This is a genomic window from Cohnella boryungensis (assembly GCF_042651945.1).
Classification (GTDB): Bacteria; Bacillota; Bacilli; order Paenibacillales; family Paenibacillaceae; genus Cohnella; species Cohnella boryungensis.
The window spans coordinates 263,639-287,773 of sequence record NZ_JBHSED010000035.1; the positions used below are offsets into that span (position 1 = coordinate 263,639).

A 24,135-nucleotide genomic window follows, 5' to 3' on the forward strand; every position below is an offset into this window, starting at 1 on the left:
CTTGTCTGTTTTTGTCTATAAAAAAATGGAATGAAAATGAAAACATAATAAAAGATGTCAGTGTGATAAAGGGGAAAGATCAGGTATTCCGTCCGTCGGAAGCGAGCTGCTGCCGATCCGGTGTGTCACGGGATTCCTCGCATCAAGCGAAGCCATTTTAATCGCAACGAACAGGCTTCTTGAGATTAGCTCGGCCATGCTCATGACCAGATGAAGGCGCGTATTCTGCAGCGAGTAGTAGCCCAGCAATCCGCCAATGCTTACGATACCGGAAACGTGAATGTCTCCAACGGCGGGTAACTGCTTGTTCACGCCGGCCCCCGGCCGCAGCGGACCTTCTCCGATGAATACCGAGCCGATGCTGTGGGCGTTCCCCAGACAGGCGTCGATCGCGACGACAAACGGGTTGTCGTGGGAACGGTAGATTCGATCTATCGTAGCGTCCAGATTAAGCGCATGGACGGGTGCTTCCAGGTTGCCGTATATTTCGAACAAGGAAGACCGATATTTGCCCAGCAAAGAGCCCGCGAGCGGGCCTAACGAATCTCCGGTGCATCGATCGGTGCCGACGCAGACGATGACGATATCGCGATTAAGCGCGCCGTGCCTGAAGATTTCCCCGAAGCGTTTCGTCAGGCGCATCGTCGCTCCGGGGGCGGCATGGTCGACGTAGAAGGCGGATGAACGTGCGGTCAAGGGCTAACCCCCCTATAGGAATGAAAATAAATGGTTTCAGACGATGATACAATATGTATCATAAAAGGGGTGTCGGTTTCTGTTGGCTGGGGCGAAGAAAATAAAGCTAGAATTCGACATGCGCTTATCGCTCTGGGACGGACAAAAAAAATCGGGCTATCCCTTATGGCTCGAAGGAATGCGACGGGCAGCGTAGAAGCTTTATTACAGAAACGGATCAACATTCAACCAGAGGAGCTGACCGCCTTGTTTTTGCATTTTTTGGAGACCCGATCGCACAAGCAAGCCTTTCTCGAACTGGCGCATGCCGTCGCTAATGCGGACGGCTTTGTCAGCGGAAGCGAGATGAGATACCTGAGATCGGTTATGGCCGAGATGGGAATGGAAGAGAACGTCAGACAGGTGGCTCCCAGGAGAACGCTAGCGGAGATTCTCGAAGAGGTTCGCGAGCCGCAGCTTCGCCATCTCTTCTTCGTGGAAATTCTGATTCTGGCCTATGCCGACGGAGATTACAGCGAGGATGAAAAGGAAATCGTTATGGATATGAAGCGACAGTTCAATATTTCAGACGAAGCCTACGAGACGTTCAAAAGCTGGGCGATCCAGTATGATCAGCATAAAATCGAAGGAATGAAGCTGATTCTGAATCCTTCGTAGAGCGCGAGAGTTCACCGCAATGCTTTGAGGGCGCTTAACGGTCGCCTTACGAAACAGCAATCCCCGCAGCCATAGGCTGCGGGGATTGCTCGTATTATACGGCGCTAATCAGAGAGAACGATTGACTCGGCGCCGGCAATTCTATGGATTGGCAGAGAACCTGAGCGAAGGCGGGCTCATTCGTTGTAGGAATGACCCAGACGGTTTTGTCCGAATGCAGAGAGCCGGGCAGCCGGTAATGGCAGGGGAACGAGCCTACGGCGTGTCTTCGCGAGCTCCAATCGGGGCGAATCGCCAGGCGAATCTGGCCGACGATCTTGAACTGATGGCTGAAGCCGGTCGATTCGACGGACGTCCAGCGAATCGCTTCGATTCGTTCCACGGCAAACCACGCTTCGTGGCCGTGCTCATTCGTAAGCCGCATGCGATCGAGACAAAGGTTCTTGGCGCTGAGCTGGCACATGCTGCTTTCGCAGGCCTGGGCTTTGCTTGCGGCCTTCACGCGCAAGGCGAATACTACGCTTAACGTTGCGCTTTCCGGTTGAATGCTTTTCATCAATCGATTTCTTGCTCCTTCTGTAGGTGGATTTATCATACGCGTTCCATCATACAGAGTCGGCGGCGAGAAGGGTGTTGGAACGTCGGGGACGTTCCGCACGAGTTTTGTCGGAATCAGAATATCCGCCTCGCGGTTACGAACCGCTTCTTCCATTTGTCGTCGAATTCGGCGAGATGAACCCCTTTCTCCTTGGAGAACGTGTGCAGGATTTGATTGTCGCCCGCATAAATGCCCACGTGGCCGATGTCCAGTCCCCGCGCCTTGAAGAACAGCAGATCTCCGACGCGAAGCTCGTTCAGCCCGATTTCCTTGCCTTCCTTGGCTTGATTGTAAGAGACACGCGGTAATTCGATATCCAGCACCTCGCGGAAAACATGCTGGACGAACGAAGAGCAATCAAAGGTTGCGGTGCGGCCGGACTCAGCGCCGAATTCGTAGGGCGTGCCGAGGTATTGCTTGCCGAAGGAAATCAAGGCTTCTCCCTGAAGACTGGCCAGGGCTGCGCTCTTGTAATCGGTATATCGCGGCTTGGCCGAGATGAAGCCGATTCGGTCATCCTGCGTCCGCACTTCAAGCCAGCGTGCGTCAATCTCTCGCAGCACCTGGATTTTCTCGTCCTTGGCCAGCAAGCGCGGAATCGGACTGCCGCCGCCGGATTCCGGAGAGGAGCGGAGATTAACGCCGTAGGTGACCGTTGTTGGAAGCTTATCGGAGGTTGAGATCGCGATCTCGCCGGAATAGGCATGCCACTGAACCAGGCTTCCGAGAGCTTCGCTGACGAAACGAAGCGGAACCATCACGGTGCTGTCGATCAACTGTCCGGGCTGGCTGAGTTCAAGGCGTTCTCCGTTTCTGTACGCGATTTGTTCCCCGATTTTGTATGTAAAAGTAATCCCGTCCTTGGCCGCGCTCACGGTCTGCGATGCATTGCTCCATTCCACCGAGGCATTCTGAGCTTCGAAGACGGCGCGCATCGGGACAAGCGTGCGACCTGCAACAACGACGGGAGCGGCGGGGAGAGCGAGGGCATGACCGTCAACGTAGACGCCGGACGAAAGGCCGTTGTCCGCATGGGCGGCAGGCGCTTGTCCGAGCATCAAGCCCAGCAGGGCGATGGAACCTATTTTCAACCGCATGTAGTTCTGAACATCCTTTCAATGATGAAGTCTATTAAGTTGGACGAGGGAAGGGGGGAGTTGGTTGTGCGGAAAATAGTGGATGAGAGCGGAGGTACTAGGCAAAGTTGGTACTATTTCGATCGGCAGGCGGGGCATAAGATGAGCGTATACAGGTTCCCGTCAGAGGAATCGACAAGGGGGAGTTCAAATGAAAAAATCGGGTTGGATGCTGGCGCTTGTTTTGTTGGGCGGGACATTGATCTCGGCCTGCGGGGCAGACGAGGATAATTATAGCGGCGAACGAGCCGCTGTGAAGGAGCCGATGGAATCGGCGCAAGAAGCTCCGTTTGACAAGATGTATTTTCAGGATTACGGAACGAACAGCTTTGTCTCTGCGGACGAAGCTCCGTTATCCACCTTTGCGGTAGACGTAGACACCGGCTCCTACGCCATTGCCAGAAGCTACATTGAACGGGGTCAATGGCCTCCCCAAGAAGCAATTCGGGTGGAGGAGTTCGTGAACGCTATCGATCCGGGCTACAAGCCTCCGCAGAACGATACGTTCGCCATTCACGTGGAAGCCGGACCCTCTCCATGGGAGGGAGAGGAGGAGCTGCTTGTTCGCATCGGCATTAAAGGAAAGGAGATTTCCGAGGAAGATCGTCGGGCGGCGAATCTGGTGTTCGTCATTGACGTGTCCGATTCGATGGACAGGGACAATCGCATCGATCTGGTCAAGGAGAGTCTGAGGCTGCTTCTCGGTCAGCTAAGGGAAGAGGATCGAATAGGCATCGTCGTCTACGGGACAACGGCCCGCGAGCTGATCGGCATGACATCGGCTGAAGAGCGCGAGCTTCTGATGGATGCGATTGGCGGAATTGAAATCGAAGGCGCGACGAACATGGAGGAAGGTCTGCTGCTTGGCTATCGGATGGCCGAGGAGGCATTCGAGCCGAATCGAATCAATCGGGTCATTCTTTGCTCCGACGGGGTGGCCAACGTCGGCGAGACGCGGCACGACGGAATTCTGGAGCGGATCGGCGGGTACTCCGAAAGGGAGATTTATTTAAGCACGTTCGGATTCGGAATGGGCAACTACAATGACGTGATGATGGAGCAGCTTGCGGACAGAGGCAACGGCGTATACGCCTATATTGACGACAAGAAGGAAGCAATCAAAGTGTTTCGGGACAACTTGACGGGAACACTGCAAACGATCGCCAGAGACGCGAAAATTCAGGTGGAGTTCGATCCGGGTCAGATCGACAGCTATCGCTTGCTGGGCTACGAGAACCGGGCGCTCTCTGACGCGGATTTCCGCAACAATCGGGCAGACGGCGGGGAGGTCGGCTCGGGCCACTCCGTAACGGCGCTCTATCAAGTGAGACTGGTCGAACCGGGAGCGGATGCGGGCGATATCGGGCACGTAACGATACGTTACCGGGCGGAGGAGGACCATCGCGAGGTTAGAGAAATGGTTCAGTCTATCCGGCTAGCGGGAGAATTGTCCGGAAGCGCGAGGTTTCAGGCAGCAGTGGCCGAATTTGCGATAACGATGCGCACCGGCGAAGCGAGAGAAGGGACAGAGCTGCAAGCGATCCGAAAGCTGGCGAGCAAGAATGCCCGAACGAAGGAGCAGAAAGACTTCGTCGAGCTGATGGATCGGGCGATCGAGCTGGAGCGCGGCCGCGATTAACTTCGATTAACACCGAAGCAGCCCGAAGTTAACTTGCATTTCTCTACCCCATGCGTTACCATCTTTATATCGACATAATTGCAGGTCTAAAAAAAGGAGGTTAACGCGCCCATGTGCCCCCGTACCAAAGAACAAAATGAACTCATCCGCATGCAGCGCAGAGAACAGATATTGGATGTCGCCGCGCGCGCCTACTTCCATACGGGCGGCAGCTTTGATATTCGCGACGTCGCCCGCGAGGCCGGACTCGGTTACGGCACGGTATACCATTATTATCCCAACCGGCATTTATTAATAGAAGATGTACTGGGCAGCGGCTTCGAGCGATGCGAGCAAGCTCTGGCAGAATGGGTGAGCATCAGCGGCGGCAGCCCGGATGTCAGGCAACTGTTGACGTATTGCAAGGCGCTACTTCGGCTGTGGCAGTCGGACGCCCGCGCGTATCTCGTCTATAAAATGGCGGCGGAGCATTTTGGAAGCTTGCCTGAGAAGGAGCGGCACCACGTCAAGAGACGATTCATGGAACGGCTGTACGTTCCACTCCAATCGATCTCCCGGCGCGAAGACGACAGCGTAGACTATATGCTTGCCGTGCTGGTCGGCTGTTGCGGGCTGCACTACTATGCGGGTAATTCCGGGCTAGACGTCGATCGAATCGCCCAACTCGCTATGCAAGCTATTTCGAAGGAGTCCTGATACGAACATGGTCATCTTAAAAAGCAAGCATGAAATCGAGGCCATCCGCAAAGCATGCCAAGTGGTGGCCGAATGCCATCGTACAATCGCCCCGCTCATCAAACCGGGCATCACGACGAACGAGATTGAGCGCATATTCGAGGAAATTATTTTGAAGCATGGCGCCAAGCCTTACGAGAAGGGCTACAAGGGCTATCAATATGCGACCTGTGCCTCCGTCAACGACGTGATCGCGCATGGCTTCCCTAGCGATAAGCCACTTGAAGAAGGGGATATCGTGACGATCGATACGGTCGCGGAACTCGATGGCTGGCTCGGCGATTCGGCTTGGAGCTATGCGGTCGGGAATATCTCGCCGACGGCCAAGAAGCTGATGCGCGTCACGAAGGAATGCCTAGACCTCGGCATCGCGCAGGCGCAGCCAGGCAATCGGCTCGGCGATGTGACGAGCGTGATTCAGCGGCATGCGGAATCGCACGGCTTCGGGGTCGTGCGCGACCTTCTCGCCCATGGAATCGGCAGAGACCTGCACGAGGAGCCGACTTATATGCATGTTGGGAAGCCTGGCAAGGGCCTCCGCATCAAGGAAGGTATGGTGTTCACGATCGAGCCCATGATCACCGAAGGCTCCTACCACATGTCAATCGATGCGGATGGCTGGACCGCGCGGACGCTGGACCGCAAGCTCGCTGCCCAATACGAGCATACGATCGCCATCACGGCTGAAGGTCCACAGATCCTGACCGCGCAATAAAATAATTAGAAGTCGACCAACGAGATGGTCGACTTCTTTTTTCGTATTCGGCATCCGATACATGCGTTCATATAGGGCTCAAAGGCATTTTCCGGATAATGGCTGGCTCTGATATTAAGCCGAAGCAGGTTCACGGACAGCATGATGCACAAGGAGTCTTATTAGCTCCTCGTTAGCTTAATTTCCTCCGTAGAAGTCATCATTTATTCCTCTGTAATGTGTTTGAGCACTTTGGCCGGATTACCTGCGACTATTGTGTTTGCCGGCACATCTTTTGTTACTATGGATCCAGCGGCCAATATGGAATTATCCCCTATCGAAATCCCCGGCAGAATTGCACAGTGTCCACCAATCCAAACGTTATTTCCAATCGTAATGGGGATGCCATAACCTGATTTATTTCGGTCCTTGGGTCCGATATTATGACCTGCCGTGTAGATCCCGACATTCGGCGCTATCATGCAATCGTCACCGATACGGACCTCTGCCATATCTAATATTGTGCAATTGTAACCGGCATAGAAGTTACGACCAACATGAATGTTGTAACCCAAATCACAATGGAAATTATGCTCGATGCTACTGCCTTCACCTACGCTGCCAAACAGTTCTCGAATCAACCGTTCTTTCTCTTGTCCTTCCTCGGGATCGCAGTCATTAAAGGCCTTAACAAGCTTTTGCGCTCGCATGCTTTTTTCCCGCAGTTCATTCGTTCCCCGTTCGTAATAGACCTTCTCTATTTTTTCTGACATGGTTTCCTCCAGGCTAAATGGCTTGGCTAAAGTATATCCCAAACCGTATTAACATTGAAAATCCAGCCCTTTAATTGAAAAGAAGCAATTGCCGCGGCGGCAAATTGCTCCATGGATTGCTGAACTAACGTTCCCCGTTAGCATTCAAATAAAAAGGACGCTCCCGCGTCTTCGCTTGGGATACGTCCTCCTCGTTATATTCCATTTCCAATAGAACGTACGTGAGTAGCATGTAATGCTTAAACAGGGGGACTTATCGAACGCGCCTCAACGTCTGTTTGGACGAGGAAGCGCGTTTTTTGCCGTGAATTTTCTCAGCGGCATTTCTTCTGTTCGGCCTCTTCAGGGCTCAGGGAGCAAGCTCGGGCTCCATACCGTCGGCCAAGGCGTCCCGCAGCACTTGCTCGACCTTGCTCAGATGCTCCGAGATCAACGCCGCCGATCGGGATTTGTCCCGATTTTCAATCGCTTCATAGATCAGCCGATGCTCGGCGAGCAGCCGCGCGGCGGTAGCTTGTTCCCGATAAAACCACAGCTCGCGCGTCTGACGAATGGACCCCGCGAAGCGACCGGAGATCGATTCCATCAGCTGAATGAGCAGGGAGTTCCCGGACGCGTAAGCGATGGTCATATGAAATTCGGCGTCGGCTCGTTCTCCTTCGGATGTATCGTGACGATCCAGGCTTTCTTCCATATCGGCCAATAAATCGCGCAGCTTGGCCAGATGCTCCTCCGAGCGTCTTTCGGCGGCAAGCGACACGGCTCCCATCTCCAGCGTCTTGCGGACTTCAAGCAGCTCGATTAAGGAGTCTGCTCCCTGGAAAAGCTTGTCGGCGCCGTCCCGCCGCTCGTTCGGCAGCTCCAGGCGGACGAACGTTCCCCCGCCGTGCCGAACGTCCAGCCAGCCCATCGCCTTCAAGGCGCTGGCCGCCTCCCGAATCGTAGAACGGCCCACTCCGTAGGCCTCGGCCAGCTCGACGACCGACGGCAGCCGCCGGCCCGGCGGCCATTCGCCTTCCCGGATGCGCCGAAGGATGTCCTCCGCAACCAGCTCATGGCCCTTGGGAGGTTCGATTTTGAGTTGACGCATAACCAGCCTCCGCAGCATTCTCGTTTTTCATGCTTGATGTCTATACAATACTACAAATATCAAATATAATGAAGCCAAAGTCATCAGATGACCTGATTACATTCGAGGGGGATCTTCAAAATGGTGGATGCGGTCGTAGCCCGGCAGTTAAGGAGCATCGTAGGGGAGCAGAACTTCAGGGAGGATTCCGAAGCGCTTGTCGCCCATTCTTACGACGGCACTCCTATGCTGCAGAGCTTGCCTGACGGCGTGATATACCCGGAGAGCACAAGCCAAGTTTCGGAAATTATGAAGGTGCTGTCGACGCACCGCATTCCGGTCGTATCGCGGGGATCGGGCTCGAATCTGTGCGGGGGAACGGTTCCCGTGCAGGGGGGCATCGTCATGGTCATGCATCGCATGAACCGGATTCTCGAAGTGGATATGGAAAATTTAACGGCGACGGTGCAGACCGGTCTGATTACGGCGGAATTCACCGCGCATATCGAAGCTTTGGGCTTATTCTACCCGCCCGACCCGAGCAGCATGAAAATCTCTACCATCGGAGGGAACATCGCGGAATGCTCCGGAGGGCTGCGCGGTCTTAAATACGGCACGACCAAAGATTACGTTATCGGCCTGGAGGCGGTGCTGGCGAACGGGGAAATCCTCCGCACCGGCGGCAAGCTGATGAAGGATGTCGCGGGCTACGACCTGACCAAGCTGCTGGTCGGCTCCGAAGGGACGCTGGCGATTATTACGGAAGCGACGCTTAAGCTGGTCCCGCCGCCGACAAGCAAAAAAACGATGCTGGCGATGTTCAAGGATCTGTACGGCGCAGCCCGGACCGTATCGCGGATTATCGAAGCGAAGATTATTCCGGCCACGCTTGAATTCATGGACAATCCGACGATTCGGGTCGTTGACGACTTCGCCAAGCTTGGCCTGCCGCGCGATATGGAAGCGATTCTGCTGATCGAGCAGGACGGGGATCTGGCGGCCGTGGAGCGGGACATCGAGCGGATCAGGGAAATATGCGAAGCGGAAAAAGCCGATCGAATCGCCGTCGCCGCAAATCGCGAGGAGGCCGAGAAGCTGCTCACCGCTCGCCGGAGCGCCTTCACCGCGCTGGCCCGGCTGCGCCCGACGACGATACTTGAGGATGCGACGGTTCCGCGTTCACGCATTGCGGATATGGTGCTGAGAATTAACGAAATCGCGCAGAAGTACAACGTCTCGATCGCGACATTCGGCCATGCCGGAGACGGCAATCTTCACCCGACCGCCACGACGGATGCGCGGGATCGCGAAGAGGTTCATCGCGTGGAGCAGGCGTTCGAGGAAATATTCGAAGCGGCCATTGAGCTGGGCGGAACGATAACAGGGGAGCACGGCGTCGGGCTTGTGAAGGCCCCGTTCCTGGAATGGAAGATCGGCAGCGCGGGCATCGAAGTGATGAAAGGGATCAAAAACGCGTTCGATCCCCACAATCTGCTGAATCCGGGTAAAATTTTTGCCAAAGAAACGAGAAAAAGGGTGGTCTTAAGCCGTGGCTAACGCGAATGCACCAGATACGATCCAGAAAAAGCCGGCCATCGAGCATCAGAATCCTCTGGCAAGAACGCTGCTCGGCAAGCTGGACTACGATCAGCTTACGAATTGCATGCGCTGCGGGTTTTGTCTGCCCGCCTGCCCGACCTTCCGGGAAACCGGGCTGGAGCCGGAATCTCCGCGCGGCCGCATTGCGCTGATGAAGGCGGTAGCCGACGGCGTGATGGACCCCGATCAGGCTTTCCAGGACCAAATGAATCATTGCCTGGGCTGCCGGGCATGCGAGCCGGCGTGTCCGGCCGATGTCAAATATGGGCAATTGATCGAGCAAGCCCGCGATGCCATTGAAGATCATGCTCAGCATAGCGTGCCGGTTACGGGACTTCGCAAGCTGTTGTTCAAGGGCGTGTTTCCGCATCGGAGCCGCTTGAAATGGCTGGGAAGGTCGCTCGCCTTCTATCAGAAGTCGGGCTTGCGTCCAGTGGTAAGAGGAACTGGCATCATGAAGCTCTTCCCCAAGCATCTGCGCGAGATGGAGAAGATTTTGCCGGATGCAACCGGCAAAGGGGTCGTCGAACGGCTGGGCAGCGTCTATCCGGCCAAAGGAGAGAGGATCGCGCGCGTTGCATTGTTCCGGGGCTGCATTATGGATGTCATGTTTGCGGATACGAACGTGAATACGGTCAAGCTGCTGGCGGAAGCGGGCTTCGAGGTGGTTATTCCGGAAAGCCAAGTATGCTGCGGGGCGCTGCATGCGCACAGCGGGGAGATGGATCAGGCGAGAGAGCTGGCGCGCGTGAATCTGGCCGCGTTCCGCGAGGCCGGAGTCGAGTATATTGTGTCCAATGCGGGCGGATGCGGAGCGCTGCTCGTGGAATACGACCACCTGCTGCACGAGGACGAGCAATATCGCGAGCATGCCGAATGGTTTGCCTCCCGCGTCATTGACGTCAGCAAGCTGCTGGTGGAGCGCGGCCGGGTGCCTGCATTCGCTGAGCCGGAAGCGGTCGAAGGGGAGCCGGTGACGATTACTTATCAGGATTCGTGCCACCTTCGCAATGTGATGAAAAGCTCCAACGCTCCGAGAACGCTGATGAATCAGGTGTCCGGCGCGAAATATTGCGAGATGAAGGATGCGGACCGCTGCTGCGGCTCGGCGGGCATCTACAATGTTACGCAGCCGGAGATGGCCGGTCAGATCCTTGAGCACAAAATGGAGCATGCCAACGAGACGAATGCCCGATACATTCTGACCAGCAATCCGGGCTGTCTCCTGCAGATGAAGCTCGGGGTGGAAAAGCACGGCGCGCAGGGGAGAATGGAAGCGAAGCACGTCGTCGACTTCCTCTACGAGAGGATCGCCAAGCCTCCGGAGGCTTGAGTTGGCTGGGGGCTCGCGGGGATTAAAGCAGGAATCATGAAGAGGCGGTCGGTAAGCGCGATCGCCTCTTTTGCTTTGCGCTGCTGTGCGGCCTGCGGGCGAAGCAGAGCGTTCATGGTAGCAGAATGCGACGATAGTGGGCGAGAGGAGGAAGCGACTGCGCTTATGGTAGCAGAATGCGACGAAGGCGGGCGGTAGGAGGGAGCGACTGCGCTTATGGACGCAGAATGCGACGAAGGCGGGCGGTAGGAGGAAGCGACTGCGCTCATGGTAGCAGAATGCGACGATAGCGGTCGAGAGGAGGAAGCGACTGCGCTTATGGTAGCAGAATGCGACGATGGTGGTCGAGAGGAGGAAGCGACTGCGCTCATGGTAGCAGAATGCGACGATAGCGGTCGAGAGGAGGAAGAGACTGCGCTCATGGACGCAGAATGCGACGATAGCGGTCGAGAGGAGGAAGCGACTGCGCTTATGGTAGCAGAATGCGACGATAGCGGTCGAGAGGAGGAAGCGACTGCGCTCATGGACGCAGAATGCGAAGATGGCGGGCGAGTGGAAGCGGCGACCGTGCCCATGGACGCAGAATGCGACGAAGGCGGTCGAGAGGAGGAAGAGACTGCGATCATGGACGCAGAATGCGACGATAGTGGTCGAGAGGAGGAAGCGACTGCGCTCATGGTAGCAGAATGCGACGAAGGCGGGTGGGTGCAGGCAGCGACCGTGCTCATAGATGCAGAATGCGACGATGGCGGTCGAGTGGAAGCGGCGACCGTGCCCATGGACGCAGAATGCGACGAAGGCGGGCGGTAGGAGGGAGCGACTGCGCTTATGGTAGCAGAATGCGACGAAGGCGGGCGGTAGGAGGAAGCGACTGCGCTCATGGTAGCAGAATGCGACGAAGGCGGTCGAGAGGAGGAAGCGACTGCGATCATGGACGCAGAATGCGACGATAGTGGGCGAGAGGAGGAAGAGACTGCGCTCATGGACGCAGAATGCGACGATGGTGGGCGAGTGAAGGAAGCGACTGCGCTCATGGTAGCAGAATGCGACGATAGCGGGCGGTTGGAGGAAGCGACTGCGCTCATGGACGTAGAATGCGACGATAGTGGTCGAGAGGAGGAAGCGACTGCGCTCATGGTAGCAGAATGCGACGATAGCGGGCGGTTGGAGGAAGCGACTGCGCTTATGGTAGCAGAATGCGACGATAGCGGTCGAGAGGAGGAAGCGACTGCGCTCATGGATGCAGAATGCGACGATAGCGGGCGAGCAGAGGGAGCGATCGTGCCCATGGACGCAGAATGCGACGATAGTGGTCGAGAGGAGGAAGCGACTGCGCTCATGGTAGCAGAATGCGAGGATAGCGGGCGGTAGGAGGGAGCGACCGTGCCCATGGACGCAGAATGCGACGATAGCGGGCGGTAGGAGGGAGCGACCGTGACCATGGACGTAGAATGCGACGATAGCGGGCGAGTGGAAGCGGCGACCGTGGCTATGTACGCAGAATGCGACGATAGTGGGCGAGAGGAGGAAGCGACTGCGCTTATGGACGCAGAATGCGACGAAGGCGAGCGAGAGGAGGAAGCGACTGCGCTCATGGTAGCAGAATGCGACGATAGCGGTCGAGTGAAGGAAGCGACCGTGCTCATGGTAGCAGAATGCGACGATGGCGGGTGAGCGTAGGCAGCGATCGTACCCACAGACGTAGGGGAACGGATCGAGACAGCTTTGACTTTACGGGCAGGAGAACAAAGTGTAAGATAACAAAGTAACTTGTATACAAGTGTACAAATAGGCGCGAGAACGGGAGAGCGGACGGGGGCGGCGCGAACGAACGATCGCGACAAGCCGCCATCCGCAATCTAATGCACGTAAAGTACACGCGCGCGCAATCACAAAATTGTACCGCTAAAAATAAGCAAGTCAGGAGCGTGCCGGACGATGAAGCTTGAATATCCTGCAGCGTGGCTGCAGGGCCTATCTCGGGGGGAAGCGATCGCCTCGGTGCTGAGACTCCGCATCATTGACGGCACCGTCGAGATCGGCGCGGTGATCTCGGAGAACAAGGTTGCCGCCGACTTCGGCGCGAGCCGATCCCCTGTTCGCGAGGCGCTGAGAATGCTGTCCAATGAAGGGCTTCTGCGTCTGGAGCGAATGGGCGCGGTTGTTCTAGGGCTGAGCCCTCAAGCCATCGAAGAGCTGTATGACGTCCGCTATCTGATCGAAAGCTTCGCACAGAGAAGGTTAGCCGGCCAGCGCCACGCCTCATTGCATGCCCGGCTATGGCCGTTCATCGACAAGATGGAGGTGGCGGCCAAATACGGCGATGCGGCGGAATTTTCCTTGCTGGATTTTACCTTCCACGAAACGATCATTGCCGCAACCGATCATACCCGCATATGGCATCTGTGGAGCAGTATTCGGCAGATTGTGCTGACGGTGATGCTGATCACGACCGCAGAGGTGTTCTCGCAAGGGGAGGAGAGGCTGCGGCTTGTCATCGACAAGCACCGTACCCTTATCGAAGGGCTCGAATCCGGAGACGCCGACCGCATCGGGAAGGCTGTCGAAGCTTATTTTGCGGATTCGATTCGCACGCTGCGCAGCAGCCTTCGCGAGGATTGAAGCATCGCGGCTGATCTATTCGCGGCGATTGTCCCTCCGTTCCAATATGAAATTTCCCTGTTGAAAGGAAGCTGCCTTAATGAGCCAAGCGAAATATATGATCGGCCTTGATATCGGGACAACCAGCACGAAAGCCGTATTATTCGAAGAGAACGGCGCAATCGTCGCCACGGCTAATGAAGAATATCCGTTGTACACGCCGGCTCCATCCGTTGCCGAACAGGACCCGGAGCACATTTTTCAGGCGGTCGTGCATACGATTCGCAGCGTGATGCGCGCAAGCCGAGCGGCCGCTGACGAGATCATGTTCGTCTCCTTCAGCTCCGCTATGCATAGCGTCATCGCCGTGGACGGCGAGGGAAAGCCGCTGACGAGATGTTTGACATGGGCGGATAACCGCAGCGCCGAATGGGCCGAGCGTCTTAAACGCGAGCTGGGCGGCTTGGACATTTACCGGAGGACGGGAACTCCGATTCACCCGATGTCCCCGCTGCCCAAGCTGATGTGGCTCAGGCACGACTGCGGGGAGATTTTTCGGAAGTCGGCCAAGTTCATCTCGATCAAGGAGTATGTCTTCGTCAAGCTGTTCGGCGAGTATGTCGTAGATTACTCTGTCGCCTCCGCCACCGGGCTGTTCAATCTGGAGAAGCTAAGCTGGGATGACGAAGCCTTGGCGCTTGCCGGCATAACAAGCGGCCACTTATCGACGCTCGTGCCTACGACGCATAAGCTGCAAGGCTTAGATGCTTCGCTTGCATCGGAGATGGGGCTGGCGGTTGAGACTCCGTTTGTCGTCGGAGCAAGCGACGGCGTGCTGTCCAACCTTGGCGTGGATGCGATCGCGCCCGGCATCGTCGCGGCGACGATCGGCACGAGCGGTGCGGTCCGGACGGTCGTGGATCGGCCGATTACCGATCCCCAGGGGAGAATATTCTGCTATGCGCTAACGGAAAAGCATTGGGTGATCGGCGGTGCGGTCAACAATGGAGGCGTGCTGCTCAGATGGGCGAGGGACGAATTCGCTGCATCGGAGGTCGAAACGGCCAAGCGGCTGGGCGTGGAAGCCTATGACCTGCTGATGCGGATCGTCGAACGGGTGCGGCCGGGCTCCGAGGGCCTGCTGTTTCATCCGTACCTGACGGGGGAGCGGGCTCCGCTCTGGAATCCGAAGGCAAGAGGCTCCTTTTTCGGCTTAACCCTGCACCATAAGAAGGAGCATATGCTGCGTGCGGTGCTGGAAGGCGTCCTGTTTAATCTGAGTATGGTGCTGCTGGCCATGGAGGAGCAGATCGGCCGACCGGCTAAGATTCACGCGACGGGCGGCTTCGCGCGCTCTGCTCTCTGGCGGCAGATGATGAGCGACATTTTCGACCTGGACGTCATCGTGCCCGAAAGCCATGAAAGCTCCTGCCTGGGAGCGGCTGTGCTCGGATTGTACGCGACGGGGAGAATCGATCGACTGGAGTCGGTATCGGAGAAAGTCGGAGCGACGCACAGACACGAGCCGATCCGGGCAAATGCCGATATCTATCGCGAGCTGCTGCCGATCTTTCATCGGATTTCACTCAAGCTGGAATCGGAATACGATGCGATTGCCGATTTCCAGAGTCGGCCTCGATAACTCAATAACTCGATAAGAGGAAAGCTGACGATAAGAAGGCGCGGGAGGATTCCCGCGTCTTTTTGCTATGCTTTCGCTATCCTACCTGAAAATACGGGAAGTCATCCTGAAAAATGAGAATTGACGATTGTCCGGGCGGATACAAATAATAAAATTAGTCAGATAAATAGGAATTTTCCATTTTATCATCTGTCGAAACGGAGAGGAGGATGAGACCTAATCCAGACGCAACGGGAGGAAACGAAGGATTCATTCATTACATTAACAAGGAGGCCTATTTATGCGTAAAGCGTTCAGAACATTCCTGCTGCTCGGACTTGCCTTGCTGCTGCTTCCTTCCTCGGTCTCGGCATTTGCCGGGGAGGTCAGTCTTGGCTCCGGGTCGTATTCAACCGTTCTTCCGCCAGGGGCGGCCAATGTGCAAAGCCAAATCTACAAGACGGCAAATGTGACCGGGAAGATGCCGACCAACGACTGGTGGAGCAATCTGGCCTGGGATACCTTCTCGGAAGCCCAATACCCTCATCCTCTGGCTGTCAAAAATCAAAGCGGCGGCATTCGCATTTATTACCCGGGCAATCGGATTACCTCCAACTCGGCCTGTATTTGCGGCTGGATGAACGACATCCACGATTTTGTCGTCGGCCATACGGGGAGCGCGACTTTCCCGGACGCCAAGGTAGACGGCTTCAGCGATTGGTTTGTGAAAGCGCTTTATCAAAATGGCGGAAATACGATGAGCGTATCGTATGGACATGGCTCCCCTTACGTTTATTTTACGTATGCGGGCGGCAGTCCAAAGCTTGCATTCGCGGAAATTCCGACGGTGTGGTCAGGCAATTCATCCACGCCGGTGCTGGGCGTAACGATCGCCGGCGCGCACTACGGCTTGTTCGGCGCAAGCGGAAGCACCTGGTCGGGTATCGGAACCAAAACGCTGACCAATAATGGAAGCGCATACTTCTCGGTTGCTGCGCTTCCAGACAATTCTGCATCCACCTTGAACAAATTTGCCCAATATGCTTATTCCCACGTGACGGATACGCAAATCTCCTATAACTACAACGCCGCGAACGGCAACGTGACGACAACCTTTGCCTACACGACCCAGGCCAAGCAAGGCTCCCAGACGGGGACGCTGTTCGCCCTGTACCCGCACCAATGGAAAAACACCTCGAACGCGCTGCTTTCTTATACCTACAACACGATCAACGGAACGATGAAGGTGGGAGAAGGAGCTTCGTTCCAGACGGCGATGAAATTCACCGGAGTGCTGCCGAGCCTGCCCGACAAGGGCACGTATAACCGGGCGACGCTCCAGCAGTACGTCGACGAAGCGGAGGCGGAATCGTATAGCGGCCCCTCTGACACGTACTGGGTGGGCAAGCAGCTGGGCAAGCTGGCTTCTCTGGCTCCGATCGCCGACCAGCTCGGGGACTCGACCGCAGCGGTGAAATTCCGCAACGAGATTCGGAGCATCTTGTCCAATTGGTTCAAGGCCAGCGATGCTTCCGGCAATTTGAAATCCACCAGCGTCTTTTACTACAACAACAACTGGGGTACGGTCATCGGCTATCCGGACAGCTACGGCTCGTCGACCGAGCTGAACGATCATCATTTTCATTACGGTTATTTCATCAAGGCAGCGGCCGAAGTGGCGCGAGTGGACAAAGCCTGGGCCAATCAATGGGGGCCGATGGTGAATCTGCTCATTCGGGATATGGCGAATTGGGACCGCAACGATTCCATGTTCCCGTACTTGCGGAACTATGATCCTTACGCCGGGCACTCCTGGGCTTCCGGTCATGCGCGGTTCGGGGACGGCAACAACAACGAATCCTCGTCAGAGGGAATGAACGCGTGGGCCGCTATGGTTCTGTGGGGCGAGGCGATGGGCAATACGGCTATTCGCGACGCCGGCATTTTCCTGTATACGACGGAGATGAACGCGATTAACGAATACTGGTTTGACGTCTCCGGCAGCAACTTTCCTTCGGGCTTCACCCGCTCGACGGCCAGCATGGTCTGGGGCGGCAAGACGGTAGGCGACGGCACCTGGTGGACGGCCAATCCGGAGGAGGTGCACGGCATCAACTGGCTGCCGATAACGGGCGCGTCCCTCTACTTGACGCATCATCCGGCATACACGGCTGAGAACTACAATGCGCTAGTGGCGGAGAACGGAGGCACGAGCTTTAGTCCCTGGGAGGACCTGATCTATCAATATCGCGCCATCTCGAACATCGGAGAGGCCAAAAGCTTCTGGAGCTCGCGCGGCGCTGCGTTGACGCCTGAGGCCGGCAACTCCAAGGCGATGGCTTATCATTGGATCTACAATCTGGATGGCATGGGCAACGCGGACCCGACGGTAACGGCGGACTATCCGATTGCTGCGGTATTCAAGAAAGGCAACGTCAAAACGTATATCGTCTACAACATGACGAATGCTAGCAAGACCGTCACGTTCTCCGATGGGCAGGTCGTTACGGTCGCCGCCAACAGCTTCAATACGGGCAACGGCTCCGGCGGCGGAGGCGGCAATCCGCCTTCCGGCATTGTGTCCGGCAAAACCTACAAGCTGATCAATCCGAACAGCGGCAAGGCGCTGGACGTGAGCAACTCGGGCACCGCCGACGGCACCAACGTGCAAATCTGGACGGATAATGCGTCGGGGGCTCAGAAGTGGACGGCCACCCAGAACGGGGACGGCACCTTTAAACTCGTTAATCCGAACAGCGGCAAGGCGCTGGACGTGAACGGATCAGGCACTGCGAACGGCACCAACGTGCAAATCTGGACGGATAACGGCTCCGGCGCGCAGAAATGGCAAATCACGCAAAACACGGACGGCACCTATAAGCTCATTAATCCGAACAGCGGCAAAGCTCTGGATATAAGCAACTCGGGTACGGCGGACGGCACGAACGTTCAGATTTGGACGGATAACGGATCAGCCGCTCAGAAGTGGCAATTTGTCGAGGTGAGTACGGGCGGGGGAGGCGGAGGTTCGACCGGCTCGGGACCGTTTGTGACGGCCGATTATACGGCAGGCTCGACGAAGCCCTCCTCCAGCGAAGCGAAAGTTTATTTTACGCCCAACGGGTATTCCTCGCTGTACGTGGACGTTCACTACAAAGTGAACGGAGGGGCTCAGTTGAATTACCGGATGACGAATAACGCCGGAACGTGGGAGCAAACGGTCGGAGCTCTCTCCTCGGGAGCCTCGATCGAATACTGGTTCACCTATGAGAAGGCGGGGCCGCAATACGATTCCCCGCATTACACGCATACGCAATAAGACTTAAGCCAAGAAGAGACTGTCCGCAGGAGGCGCATAGCCGAATCTGCCCGGACGGTCTCTTCTTGTTTTGTTGCGCTCGGCTACTCGATCTCGATTTTCAGGACGACCGGCTCGGAGCTGGCAACATTGGTCGTGGAGACGACCAGCCCCTCTTCCGTTCGTGTCCAGGTCGGCTGCTCGTCGAAACCGAGAACGCTGATCTCGCGGATGAGGCCGTGAAAATACGGAGACTTCTCTCTCAGCGATCGGATGCGAACGATCCCGTTATCGGGATACTGCAGCACGGTTGCGTAGAGGGTGCTCCCCTTAAAAGTGAACCGGATGTCCTCGCTGGTGAAGCTCTTCTTCTGGCCGTCCGTGAATTGGCCTTCGGCCACTTCCGTGGGCCCTTCTCCGAACGTTCGCCAGAAGGTGGCGTCATAGATGGCTTCCCCGTTGATCTTTAGCCAGTCTCCGATCTGGAGCAATATTCGCTTGTCCTCTTCCGGTATCGTTCCATCGGCTTTAGGACCGATGTTAAGCAGCAGATTTCCGTTCTTGCTTACGATATCGACGAGGTCTCTGATCAGCTCGGCGGCTGTTTTGTAATCGTTGTTGTCAGTGTAGCACCACGAATTTCTGGCGACGGCCGTATCGGTCTGCCAGAAGAAGGGCATCAGACCGGCAAACTGTCCCCGTTCAATATCAAGCACGGCGCTGCCGAATACGAAGGCGTCGTGCTTGTAGTTAATCGCGACGGAGCAGCCCCATTCTTCCGCTTTATTATAGTAGTAGGCTGCGAACTTCTGGAGATACGGCTTGAAGGCGGCGTTCTGAATCCACCAGTCGAAATAAAAGATTTTCGGCTGATACCGGTCTACCAGCTCGCAGCATCTGATCAGCCAATCCTCCAGGTACTCCCGGCTTGGAGGCGATTCGTGAAGGCTCTGGTGCTCGGGCTCCGGCATGGCCGGCCAGTAGAGGTCCCCGCAAGCAAGCGGCTCCTGAATGTCGGAATCGAATGCCTTGCCGTGAGACATGAAGAACCAGTGCTCCGCCCGGTGGGAGGATACGCTGAAGACCAGGTTCCGTTTCTCAAACGCGGCTTGCATCTCGGCGAGGAGATCCCGCTTCGGCCCCATCTCGAAGGCGTTATACCGGGAGATATCGCTGCGATACATCTGGAATCCGTCATGATGCTCTGCGACCGGCATGACATATTTGGCGCCCGATTGCGTGAACAGCTCGGCCCATTCCTCCGCGTTGAAGCTTTCCGCTTTGAACAGCGGTATGAAATCCTTGTAGCCGAACTCTTTATGGGGACCGTAGACCGCGAGGTGATGCTCATACTCTTTGCTGCCCTGCATGTACATGTTTCGCGGATACCACTCATTGCCGAAAGCCGGAACGGAGTAAACGCCCCAATGAATGAAAATGCCGAATTTCGCTTGGCGATACCAATCCGGAACCCGATACTCGCTCAGCGAGCTCCAGTCCTCCTTAAAGCGCCCGTTGGCGATCGTACTGTCGATGCGGGCTAAGTATTGCTGCTTGTCCATGGCCGGCGTCGCTCCTTTCATTCCATCTACATTTATTGTAGCGATAGTTCGAATGGAATGAACCGTAGGACATTAACTTCTATATGGATATAACTAACCTGAGTAGAGGCGCCCTCGTCCGCAGGGGAAAGCAGCCCGCCTATCCCGTTATCCGAAAATGGCGGGCTTATTATCGTGCCAACGGTCCTTGGGGCGCAACGGCGCGGTTAGCCGATGGCTTCTCTTTTTCTAAAGGCTATGTTAAATTCTAATGTTGATTTGTGACCATAGGAAAACCGCCTTTGTGAAAAGGCGGTTAATTGAGCTATCGTTCGCCGTTAGCTTAATCAATTAGTTATCCTTCAACTAATTTATAAAATCTAATGTCACCTTTTTCTGTTTCAGCTATCAGTATGTCATTTCGCTCTTTGACACGGAATATCTTTGTTCCCCCTTCCAGTTTATTTGCCGTTCCGTTTTTAAAATCTTTATCATCATTACTTTGGTGACTGATTTCAGTTACTTGTATGTCTTTGGTTAATTTTAACTCGTCTACCCAAGGAACTCCTGCATTATAAATGGTATCTTTATACATGAAAATATTAGCATTCGAATCCATTCTTAAAACTTCTTGTGCAGTTGGATTTCCAATTGTATTAGTCTCACTCTGCTGTTCTGAAATCTGCCTTGTGGGTCCTTTACTGCAACCAATCAACAAAGCAAAACTACATATTACAACATAAATAATCATCTCTCTCACAAATTGCCCCCCCCCCCCCTTTTTCAAATTCATCAATTGAAATTAAGACGAGGAAATCCTCACGAATGTTGCAACCTGCAAATATCATGCAATCATAACGGGATTTGTTGTTTGATAATGTGATACGATAGAAAAACCAAATCTTACCTATGCACGGAGATGAAGCAATGAGAGCCGCGGACGGGAAATTAGAGGAAAAATATGCGAGATCGCTTGAAAGGCAAAAGGAATACAATGAAAAGCGATTTTTGCTGGACGAAGAGCTTCAGGCATGGGAGAACGTCAAGCAACAGAAATTAAAAGAGGAAAAAGAAAGCAAATCGTTTTTCTTAGAGCAGCAGGCCAGTAAGCTGGACGAGGAAGAAAACGGACCTCTTAAAATGGCAATCGATCAACTTGGGAAAGACGGCAGTGCCGATCGAAAGCCTTTTTTCTATTACATGAAAGAGATATTATTCGTGCTTGTTTTTGTTGTGTCGCTAACGACCGGGTTGCTGGCGCTTAGGTTTTACACAAGTCCAGTAGCCGATTGGTTGACTGCATATAAAGCATTTACCTATGTGGCATGGATAGGTTATTTGTTATTGGCAATTATCGTTATTTTGTTCTACTGTGCACTAGGAGTAAGAAAAAAGGGGAATAATCCGCCTTTATTTGAGCTATCCAGCGATCGTCTGGTTCTTATCGTATCGATCTCGATTATCGGAAGCCATGGATTGGATCGAAGGTTGGTTGACTTATGGACGATTTCAGAAAACCCGCATATCGGTTCATGGATGGCGCTTTTTTCATTTTACGCTTCCGTATTTGCGCTAGTTTATTTATTTGTCGCAATCGCGATTGCTTTCGTTAGGGGCAATGAAGGAAAAGATCCTGTACCTGCGGCGATCAATTCCGATCGGCCGATCAGCGATTGGACGGAAGATTTATTATCGAGAAGAGAGTTTGCCGAGCATATCGCCCGTTTTATTTGCAGACGAGGAGAAGACAGTCTTACGGTAGGGCTTTTTGGGGAGTGGGGGTCAGGGAAAAGCTCCATTTTTAATATGACGAAGGGGTTAATTCCAGAGAAGAATACGATCGCTTTCGAATTTAAGCCATGGTATTTCGGAGTAAATACGCACGATATCATCCACAAATTTTTGCTTCAATTTCTGGAAGAGGTTCAAGCCGACAAGCAACGTAACGTTCAGTTGAATAAGCTGTTGCGCAAATATATCCATGCCTTGGCATCTGTTAGCTTAAGGCCGCCGGGAGCTGTAATTTCCGTTAAAGATTTTTTGGATAAAAGCTTCGCGGACGTCGATTCGTTAAGCGTCAATTCGTTAAAAAAAGAAATCGATGCATGCTTAAAAAAGCTGGATAAGAAAATCGTCGTGTTTATAGACGATATCGATAGATTGGATTCTCAGGAAATCCAAATGGTGTTTAAAGTAGTGCGCCTCGTTGCGGACTTTCCGAATACCATCTATATATTAGCCATGGACGAGCAAGTTATCGTCGATGCGCTTGGTGCTTCTTTCTATAAAGAATTGAGCATTGGAAAAGAAGAGTCGAGAAAATTGGGACAGAAATATTTGGAGAAGTTTATTCAAGTTCCATTGTTTTTGCCCAAAGCCGACTACCAAGCTGTCGCGAAGTTATGCTGGAACGGATTGCAACGGACATTGGAGGAGGTAAATTCTAAAATTTTAGACGATACGGGAGCTCCAAAGGCCGAGGAGTTTGTTTACCAAGCCACATTCCTGAAATTGACTCCGCGGAACGTCAAACGTTACTTGAACTTGGTCGAAGTATTCGTCCCGATGATGGAAGACAAAGTGAATGCCCGAGATTTGCTATATTTATTGTTAATTAAAGTTACCTCACCTTCCCTGTACGAACATATTTATTATCACAAGATCCTGTTCTTTAATGAGTTTAAGGAACCGAATAGCGATCAAAACGCGTACAATAGCTTGATTAACGCGATTCCCGATATTGCAGCTTACTCTAACATCCTCGTCGAATTATTTCCGCAAACTACTTCTATGTTTAGCGATCGCAAGCGTACGGATCAAAATAAGGAGCATTGGGAAAAGCAACGAAGAATTTGCTCCGATAAGCATTTCGCTGAATATTACACCTATGCGATTAACGATTCTGTCACCAAGCAGGATATCGAGAAATACGTATCGAGCCTTTCTGGCTCCGTCGATAAAAAAGCGCATATCTCGGCTTATTCACGTCTTCTGGAAAGGGCATCGGCATTTGAATTAAATCAAATGATCTTCGAGCGAGTGGCCTCTGACGATAGCGTAAGAATAAAGATCAACTATATGGATGTTTTGATTTCCCGATACAGCGCACTGTTCGACAAACGGAATGAAAAAGAAACGAGTCTCGAAAAATATTTTACGCTTAAGGCGATTATGGATATTGCGCTATATGTTAAAAAGAGAATCCCGGAAACATTACTCTTTTATGATACAACAGCAAACGGGACGTTAGGAGTCATTGCGAATCTTTATGACCGCTATCACGAAGTAGAGGATATGCCGGATTTAGCAAAGATGTTTTTAGATCGTATCGAGGGTTGCAAAACCCTGGAGCATTTCATCGATAATATTTTTATCGACGATTCGCTTCTGATCTTTGAAGTATGGACACAAATCGACCCTGTTAGTAAAGATCGTATCTTGGACAAATGGCTTGGAAATATAGATCAACTTGAGCAGATGATCGATCTTACGTATGAATTTAATTATGACTTAACAACCCCGATAGAGAAACAGGACGAAAAATCCATACTTTATCCGCTATATCCGACCTTGAAACATCTGCCCTTGGGCTCCGTGAAACGCATTATCGGAAGTCATGACAAATCTCTGTCGTCAAATTACATAAATAGATTCATCGAGGTTTATTCCAATCTGGATACTCATTTGCACCGGTATTTCCAAAAATTATACGAGGAAGCAAAAGTAAATAACACCAACGTATTTAAAACGGACGCAATAATTAATTACGTCGATCTCGTCAAGCGAAAAGGCTTCGAAGCAGGTTGGAATAAATCGTTGGAATTAATTAGTGAAATTGAGCGATATCATTCGGAATAACGCCATATACCTTTAGGGATACAAATAATTAAAGAGCCAGTAACGGTAATACCTTCTGATAATTCGTTGTCAGGAGGTTTTTAATTTGTTTGATGATGAAAAGGAGCGGAAAATAGCGCTAAAGATGATTGAAAAGTGGATGGCCAGGTTGGCTGAAGAGGTAGGAGCGTTAATACGACTATCATCCGTTATATGGCGCCAAGCATTAAATAACGAGCGCAACTGAAGATTGGGCTCGTGACTTTTCCTCAAGATGATCTGACCCGCAGGCTTGCCCCCCCCCCCCC

Annotated in this window: 21 protein-coding genes; 13 read left to right on the forward strand and 8 right to left on the reverse strand. The window is 53.7% G+C overall.

Going from position 1 to position 24,135, the window contains the following annotated elements; all coding sequences use genetic code 11:
* Nucleotides 1–57: 57 nt before the first annotated feature.
* Nucleotides 58–696 carry a spore protease YyaC gene (yyaC, locus tag ACFO1S_RS16700; RefSeq protein ID WP_378127163.1) on the reverse strand — a complete coding sequence of 213 codons (639 nt, stop codon included), beginning with the start codon at nt 694–696 and terminating at the stop codon, nt 58–60.
* A gap of 165 nt (nt 697–861) precedes the next feature.
* Here yyaC and ACFO1S_RS16705 point away from each other — a divergent pair, with 165 nt between their 5' ends.
* Complete coding sequence (locus ACFO1S_RS16705; protein WP_378127164.1) at nt 862–1,353, forward strand: tellurite resistance TerB family protein; 492 nt, start codon at nt 862–864, stop codon at nt 1,351–1,353.
* 94 nt (nt 1,354–1,447) lie between these two features.
* Here the strand turns inward: ACFO1S_RS16705 and ACFO1S_RS16710 are convergent, their stop codons facing one another.
* Entirely contained in the window at nt 1,448–1,912 is a 465-nt protein-coding gene (locus tag ACFO1S_RS16710) for a hypothetical protein (protein WP_204603467.1), read from the reverse strand.
* A 113-nt stretch (nt 1,913–2,025) separates the two neighbouring features.
* Nucleotides 2,026–3,048 carry a stalk domain-containing protein gene (locus ACFO1S_RS16715; RefSeq protein ID WP_204603466.1) on the reverse strand — a complete coding sequence of 341 codons (1,023 nt, stop codon included), beginning with the start codon at nt 3,046–3,048 and terminating at the stop codon, nt 2,026–2,028.
* A gap of 190 nt (nt 3,049–3,238) precedes the next feature.
* Between ACFO1S_RS16715 and ACFO1S_RS16720 the strand changes: the two genes are divergently transcribed.
* The 3 genes from ACFO1S_RS16720 to map all read left to right on the forward strand — a co-directional run bounded on the left by ACFO1S_RS16720 (nt 3,239) and on the right by map (nt 6,176).
* Nucleotides 3,239–4,726 carry a vWA domain-containing protein gene (locus ACFO1S_RS16720; protein WP_204603465.1) on the forward strand — a complete coding sequence of 496 codons (1,488 nt, stop codon included), beginning with the start codon at nt 3,239–3,241 and terminating at the stop codon, nt 4,724–4,726.
* Nucleotides 4,727–4,837: 111 nt separating this feature from the next.
* Nucleotides 4,838–5,422, forward strand: a complete 585-nt coding sequence (locus ACFO1S_RS16725) for a TetR/AcrR family transcriptional regulator (protein ID WP_204603464.1) — start codon at nt 4,838–4,840, stop codon at nt 5,420–5,422.
* A 7-nt stretch (nt 5,423–5,429) separates the two neighbouring features.
* Nucleotides 5,430–6,176 carry a type I methionyl aminopeptidase gene (map, locus tag ACFO1S_RS16730; protein ID WP_204603463.1) on the forward strand — a complete coding sequence of 249 codons (747 nt, stop codon included), beginning with the start codon at nt 5,430–5,432 and terminating at the stop codon, nt 6,174–6,176.
* 203 nt (nt 6,177–6,379) lie between these two features.
* Here map and ACFO1S_RS16735 read toward each other — a convergent pair whose 3' ends face one another.
* A complete protein-coding gene (locus tag ACFO1S_RS16735; protein WP_204603462.1) occupies nt 6,380–6,928 on the reverse strand; it encodes a sugar O-acetyltransferase in 549 nt (182 codons plus the stop codon).
* 349 nt (nt 6,929–7,277) lie between these two features.
* Nucleotides 7,278–8,018, reverse strand: a complete 741-nt coding sequence (locus ACFO1S_RS16740) for a FadR/GntR family transcriptional regulator (protein WP_204603461.1) — start codon at nt 8,016–8,018, stop codon at nt 7,278–7,280.
* A gap of 120 nt (nt 8,019–8,138) precedes the next feature.
* On the opposite strand from ACFO1S_RS16740, the gene ACFO1S_RS16745 reads away from it, so the two are divergent.
* From ACFO1S_RS16745 to ACFO1S_RS16780, 8 genes are all read left to right on the forward strand, one after another.
* Nucleotides 8,139–9,554 (forward strand): FAD-binding oxidoreductase, encoded by a 1,416-nt coding sequence (locus ACFO1S_RS16745; RefSeq protein ID WP_204603460.1) that lies wholly within the window; start codon nt 8,139–8,141, stop codon nt 9,552–9,554.
* On the forward strand, nt 9,547–10,929 hold the full coding sequence (locus ACFO1S_RS16750; protein ID WP_378127167.1) for a (Fe-S)-binding protein: 1,383 nt from the start codon (nt 9,547–9,549) through the stop codon (nt 10,927–10,929). Before ACFO1S_RS16745 ends, ACFO1S_RS16750 begins: the two co-directional genes overlap by 8 nt.
* Before the next feature lie 267 nt (nt 10,930–11,196).
* Nucleotides 11,197–11,739, forward strand: coding sequence for a hypothetical protein (locus tag ACFO1S_RS16755; protein WP_204603459.1), 543 nt, complete (start codon nt 11,197–11,199; stop codon nt 11,737–11,739).
* 69 nt (nt 11,740–11,808) lie between these two features.
* Nucleotides 11,809–12,300, forward strand: coding sequence for a hypothetical protein (locus ACFO1S_RS16760; protein WP_204603458.1), 492 nt, complete (start codon nt 11,809–11,811; stop codon nt 12,298–12,300).
* 63 nt (nt 12,301–12,363) lie between these two features.
* Complete coding sequence (locus ACFO1S_RS16765) at nt 12,364–12,603, forward strand: hypothetical protein (protein ID WP_204603457.1); 240 nt, start codon at nt 12,364–12,366, stop codon at nt 12,601–12,603.
* A 264-nt stretch (nt 12,604–12,867) separates the two neighbouring features.
* Nucleotides 12,868–13,551, forward strand: coding sequence for a GntR family transcriptional regulator (locus tag ACFO1S_RS16770; RefSeq protein ID WP_204603456.1), 684 nt, complete (start codon nt 12,868–12,870; stop codon nt 13,549–13,551).
* A gap of 79 nt (nt 13,552–13,630) precedes the next feature.
* Nucleotides 13,631–15,172 (forward strand): gluconokinase, encoded by a 1,542-nt coding sequence (gene gntK, locus ACFO1S_RS16775; RefSeq protein WP_204603455.1) that lies wholly within the window; start codon nt 13,631–13,633, stop codon nt 15,170–15,172.
* 280 nt (nt 15,173–15,452) lie between these two features.
* Nucleotides 15,453–18,470, forward strand: a complete 3,018-nt coding sequence (locus ACFO1S_RS16780; protein WP_204603454.1) for a glycosyl hydrolase — start codon at nt 15,453–15,455, stop codon at nt 18,468–18,470.
* A gap of 83 nt (nt 18,471–18,553) precedes the next feature.
* Here the strand turns inward: ACFO1S_RS16780 and ACFO1S_RS16785 are convergent, their stop codons facing one another.
* Both ACFO1S_RS16785 and ACFO1S_RS16790 read right to left on the reverse strand, forming a co-directional pair.
* Nucleotides 18,554–20,011, reverse strand: coding sequence for an alpha-L-fucosidase (locus ACFO1S_RS16785; protein WP_204603453.1), 1,458 nt, complete (start codon nt 20,009–20,011; stop codon nt 18,554–18,556).
* A 334-nt stretch (nt 20,012–20,345) separates the two neighbouring features.
* A complete protein-coding gene (locus ACFO1S_RS16790) occupies nt 20,346–20,750 on the reverse strand; it encodes a hypothetical protein (RefSeq protein WP_204603452.1) in 405 nt (134 codons plus the stop codon).
* Nucleotides 20,751–20,917: 167 nt separating this feature from the next.
* On the opposite strand from ACFO1S_RS16790, the gene ACFO1S_RS16795 reads away from it, so the two are divergent.
* Nucleotides 20,918–23,848 carry a KAP family P-loop NTPase fold protein gene (locus ACFO1S_RS16795; protein ID WP_204603451.1) on the forward strand — a complete coding sequence of 977 codons (2,931 nt, stop codon included), beginning with the start codon at nt 20,918–20,920 and terminating at the stop codon, nt 23,846–23,848.
* A gap of 69 nt (nt 23,849–23,917) precedes the next feature.
* Here the strand turns inward: ACFO1S_RS16795 and ACFO1S_RS16800 are convergent.
* Nucleotides 23,918–24,135 (reverse strand): hypothetical protein (locus ACFO1S_RS16800; RefSeq protein WP_378127171.1); only part of this gene is annotated, 218 nt, incomplete at its 5' end.

Bases quoted from the DNA above. Each gene is read 5' to 3' on its own strand.
- ACFO1S_RS16705 (WP_378127164.1), top strand. From the start codon at position 862: ATGGCTCGAAGGAATGCGACGGGCAGCGTAGAAGCTTTATTACAGAAA.
- ACFO1S_RS16715 (WP_204603466.1), bottom strand. From the start codon at position 3,048: ATGCGGTTGAAAATAGGTTCCATCGCCCTGCTGGGCTTGATGCTCGGA.
- ACFO1S_RS16720 (WP_204603465.1), top strand. From the start codon at position 3,239: ATGAAAAAATCGGGTTGGATGCTGGCGCTTGTTTTGTTGGGCGGGACA.
- ACFO1S_RS16725 (WP_204603464.1), top strand. From the start codon at position 4,838: ATGTGCCCCCGTACCAAAGAACAAAATGAACTCATCCGCATGCAGCGC.
- map (WP_204603463.1), top strand. From the start codon at position 5,430: ATGGTCATCTTAAAAAGCAAGCATGAAATCGAGGCCATCCGCAAAGCA.
- ACFO1S_RS16735 (WP_204603462.1), bottom strand. From the start codon at position 6,928: ATGTCAGAAAAAATAGAGAAGGTCTATTACGAACGGGGAACGAATGAA.
- ACFO1S_RS16740 (WP_204603461.1), bottom strand. From the start codon at position 8,018: ATGCGTCAACTCAAAATCGAACCTCCCAAGGGCCATGAGCTGGTTGCG.
- ACFO1S_RS16745 (WP_204603460.1), top strand. From the start codon at position 8,139: ATGGTGGATGCGGTCGTAGCCCGGCAGTTAAGGAGCATCGTAGGGGAG.
- ACFO1S_RS16755 (WP_204603459.1), top strand. From the start codon at position 11,197: ATGGTAGCAGAATGCGACGATAGCGGTCGAGAGGAGGAAGCGACTGCG.
- ACFO1S_RS16760 (WP_204603458.1), top strand. From the start codon at position 11,809: ATGGTAGCAGAATGCGACGAAGGCGGTCGAGAGGAGGAAGCGACTGCG.
- ACFO1S_RS16770 (WP_204603456.1), top strand. From the start codon at position 12,868: ATGAAGCTTGAATATCCTGCAGCGTGGCTGCAGGGCCTATCTCGGGGG.
- gntK (WP_204603455.1), top strand. From the start codon at position 13,631: ATGAGCCAAGCGAAATATATGATCGGCCTTGATATCGGGACAACCAGC.
- ACFO1S_RS16780 (WP_204603454.1), top strand. From the start codon at position 15,453: ATGCGTAAAGCGTTCAGAACATTCCTGCTGCTCGGACTTGCCTTGCTG.
- ACFO1S_RS16785 (WP_204603453.1), bottom strand. From the start codon at position 20,011: ATGGACAAGCAGCAATACTTAGCCCGCATCGACAGTACGATCGCCAAC.
- ACFO1S_RS16795 (WP_204603451.1), top strand. From the start codon at position 20,918: ATGAGAGCCGCGGACGGGAAATTAGAGGAAAAATATGCGAGATCGCTT.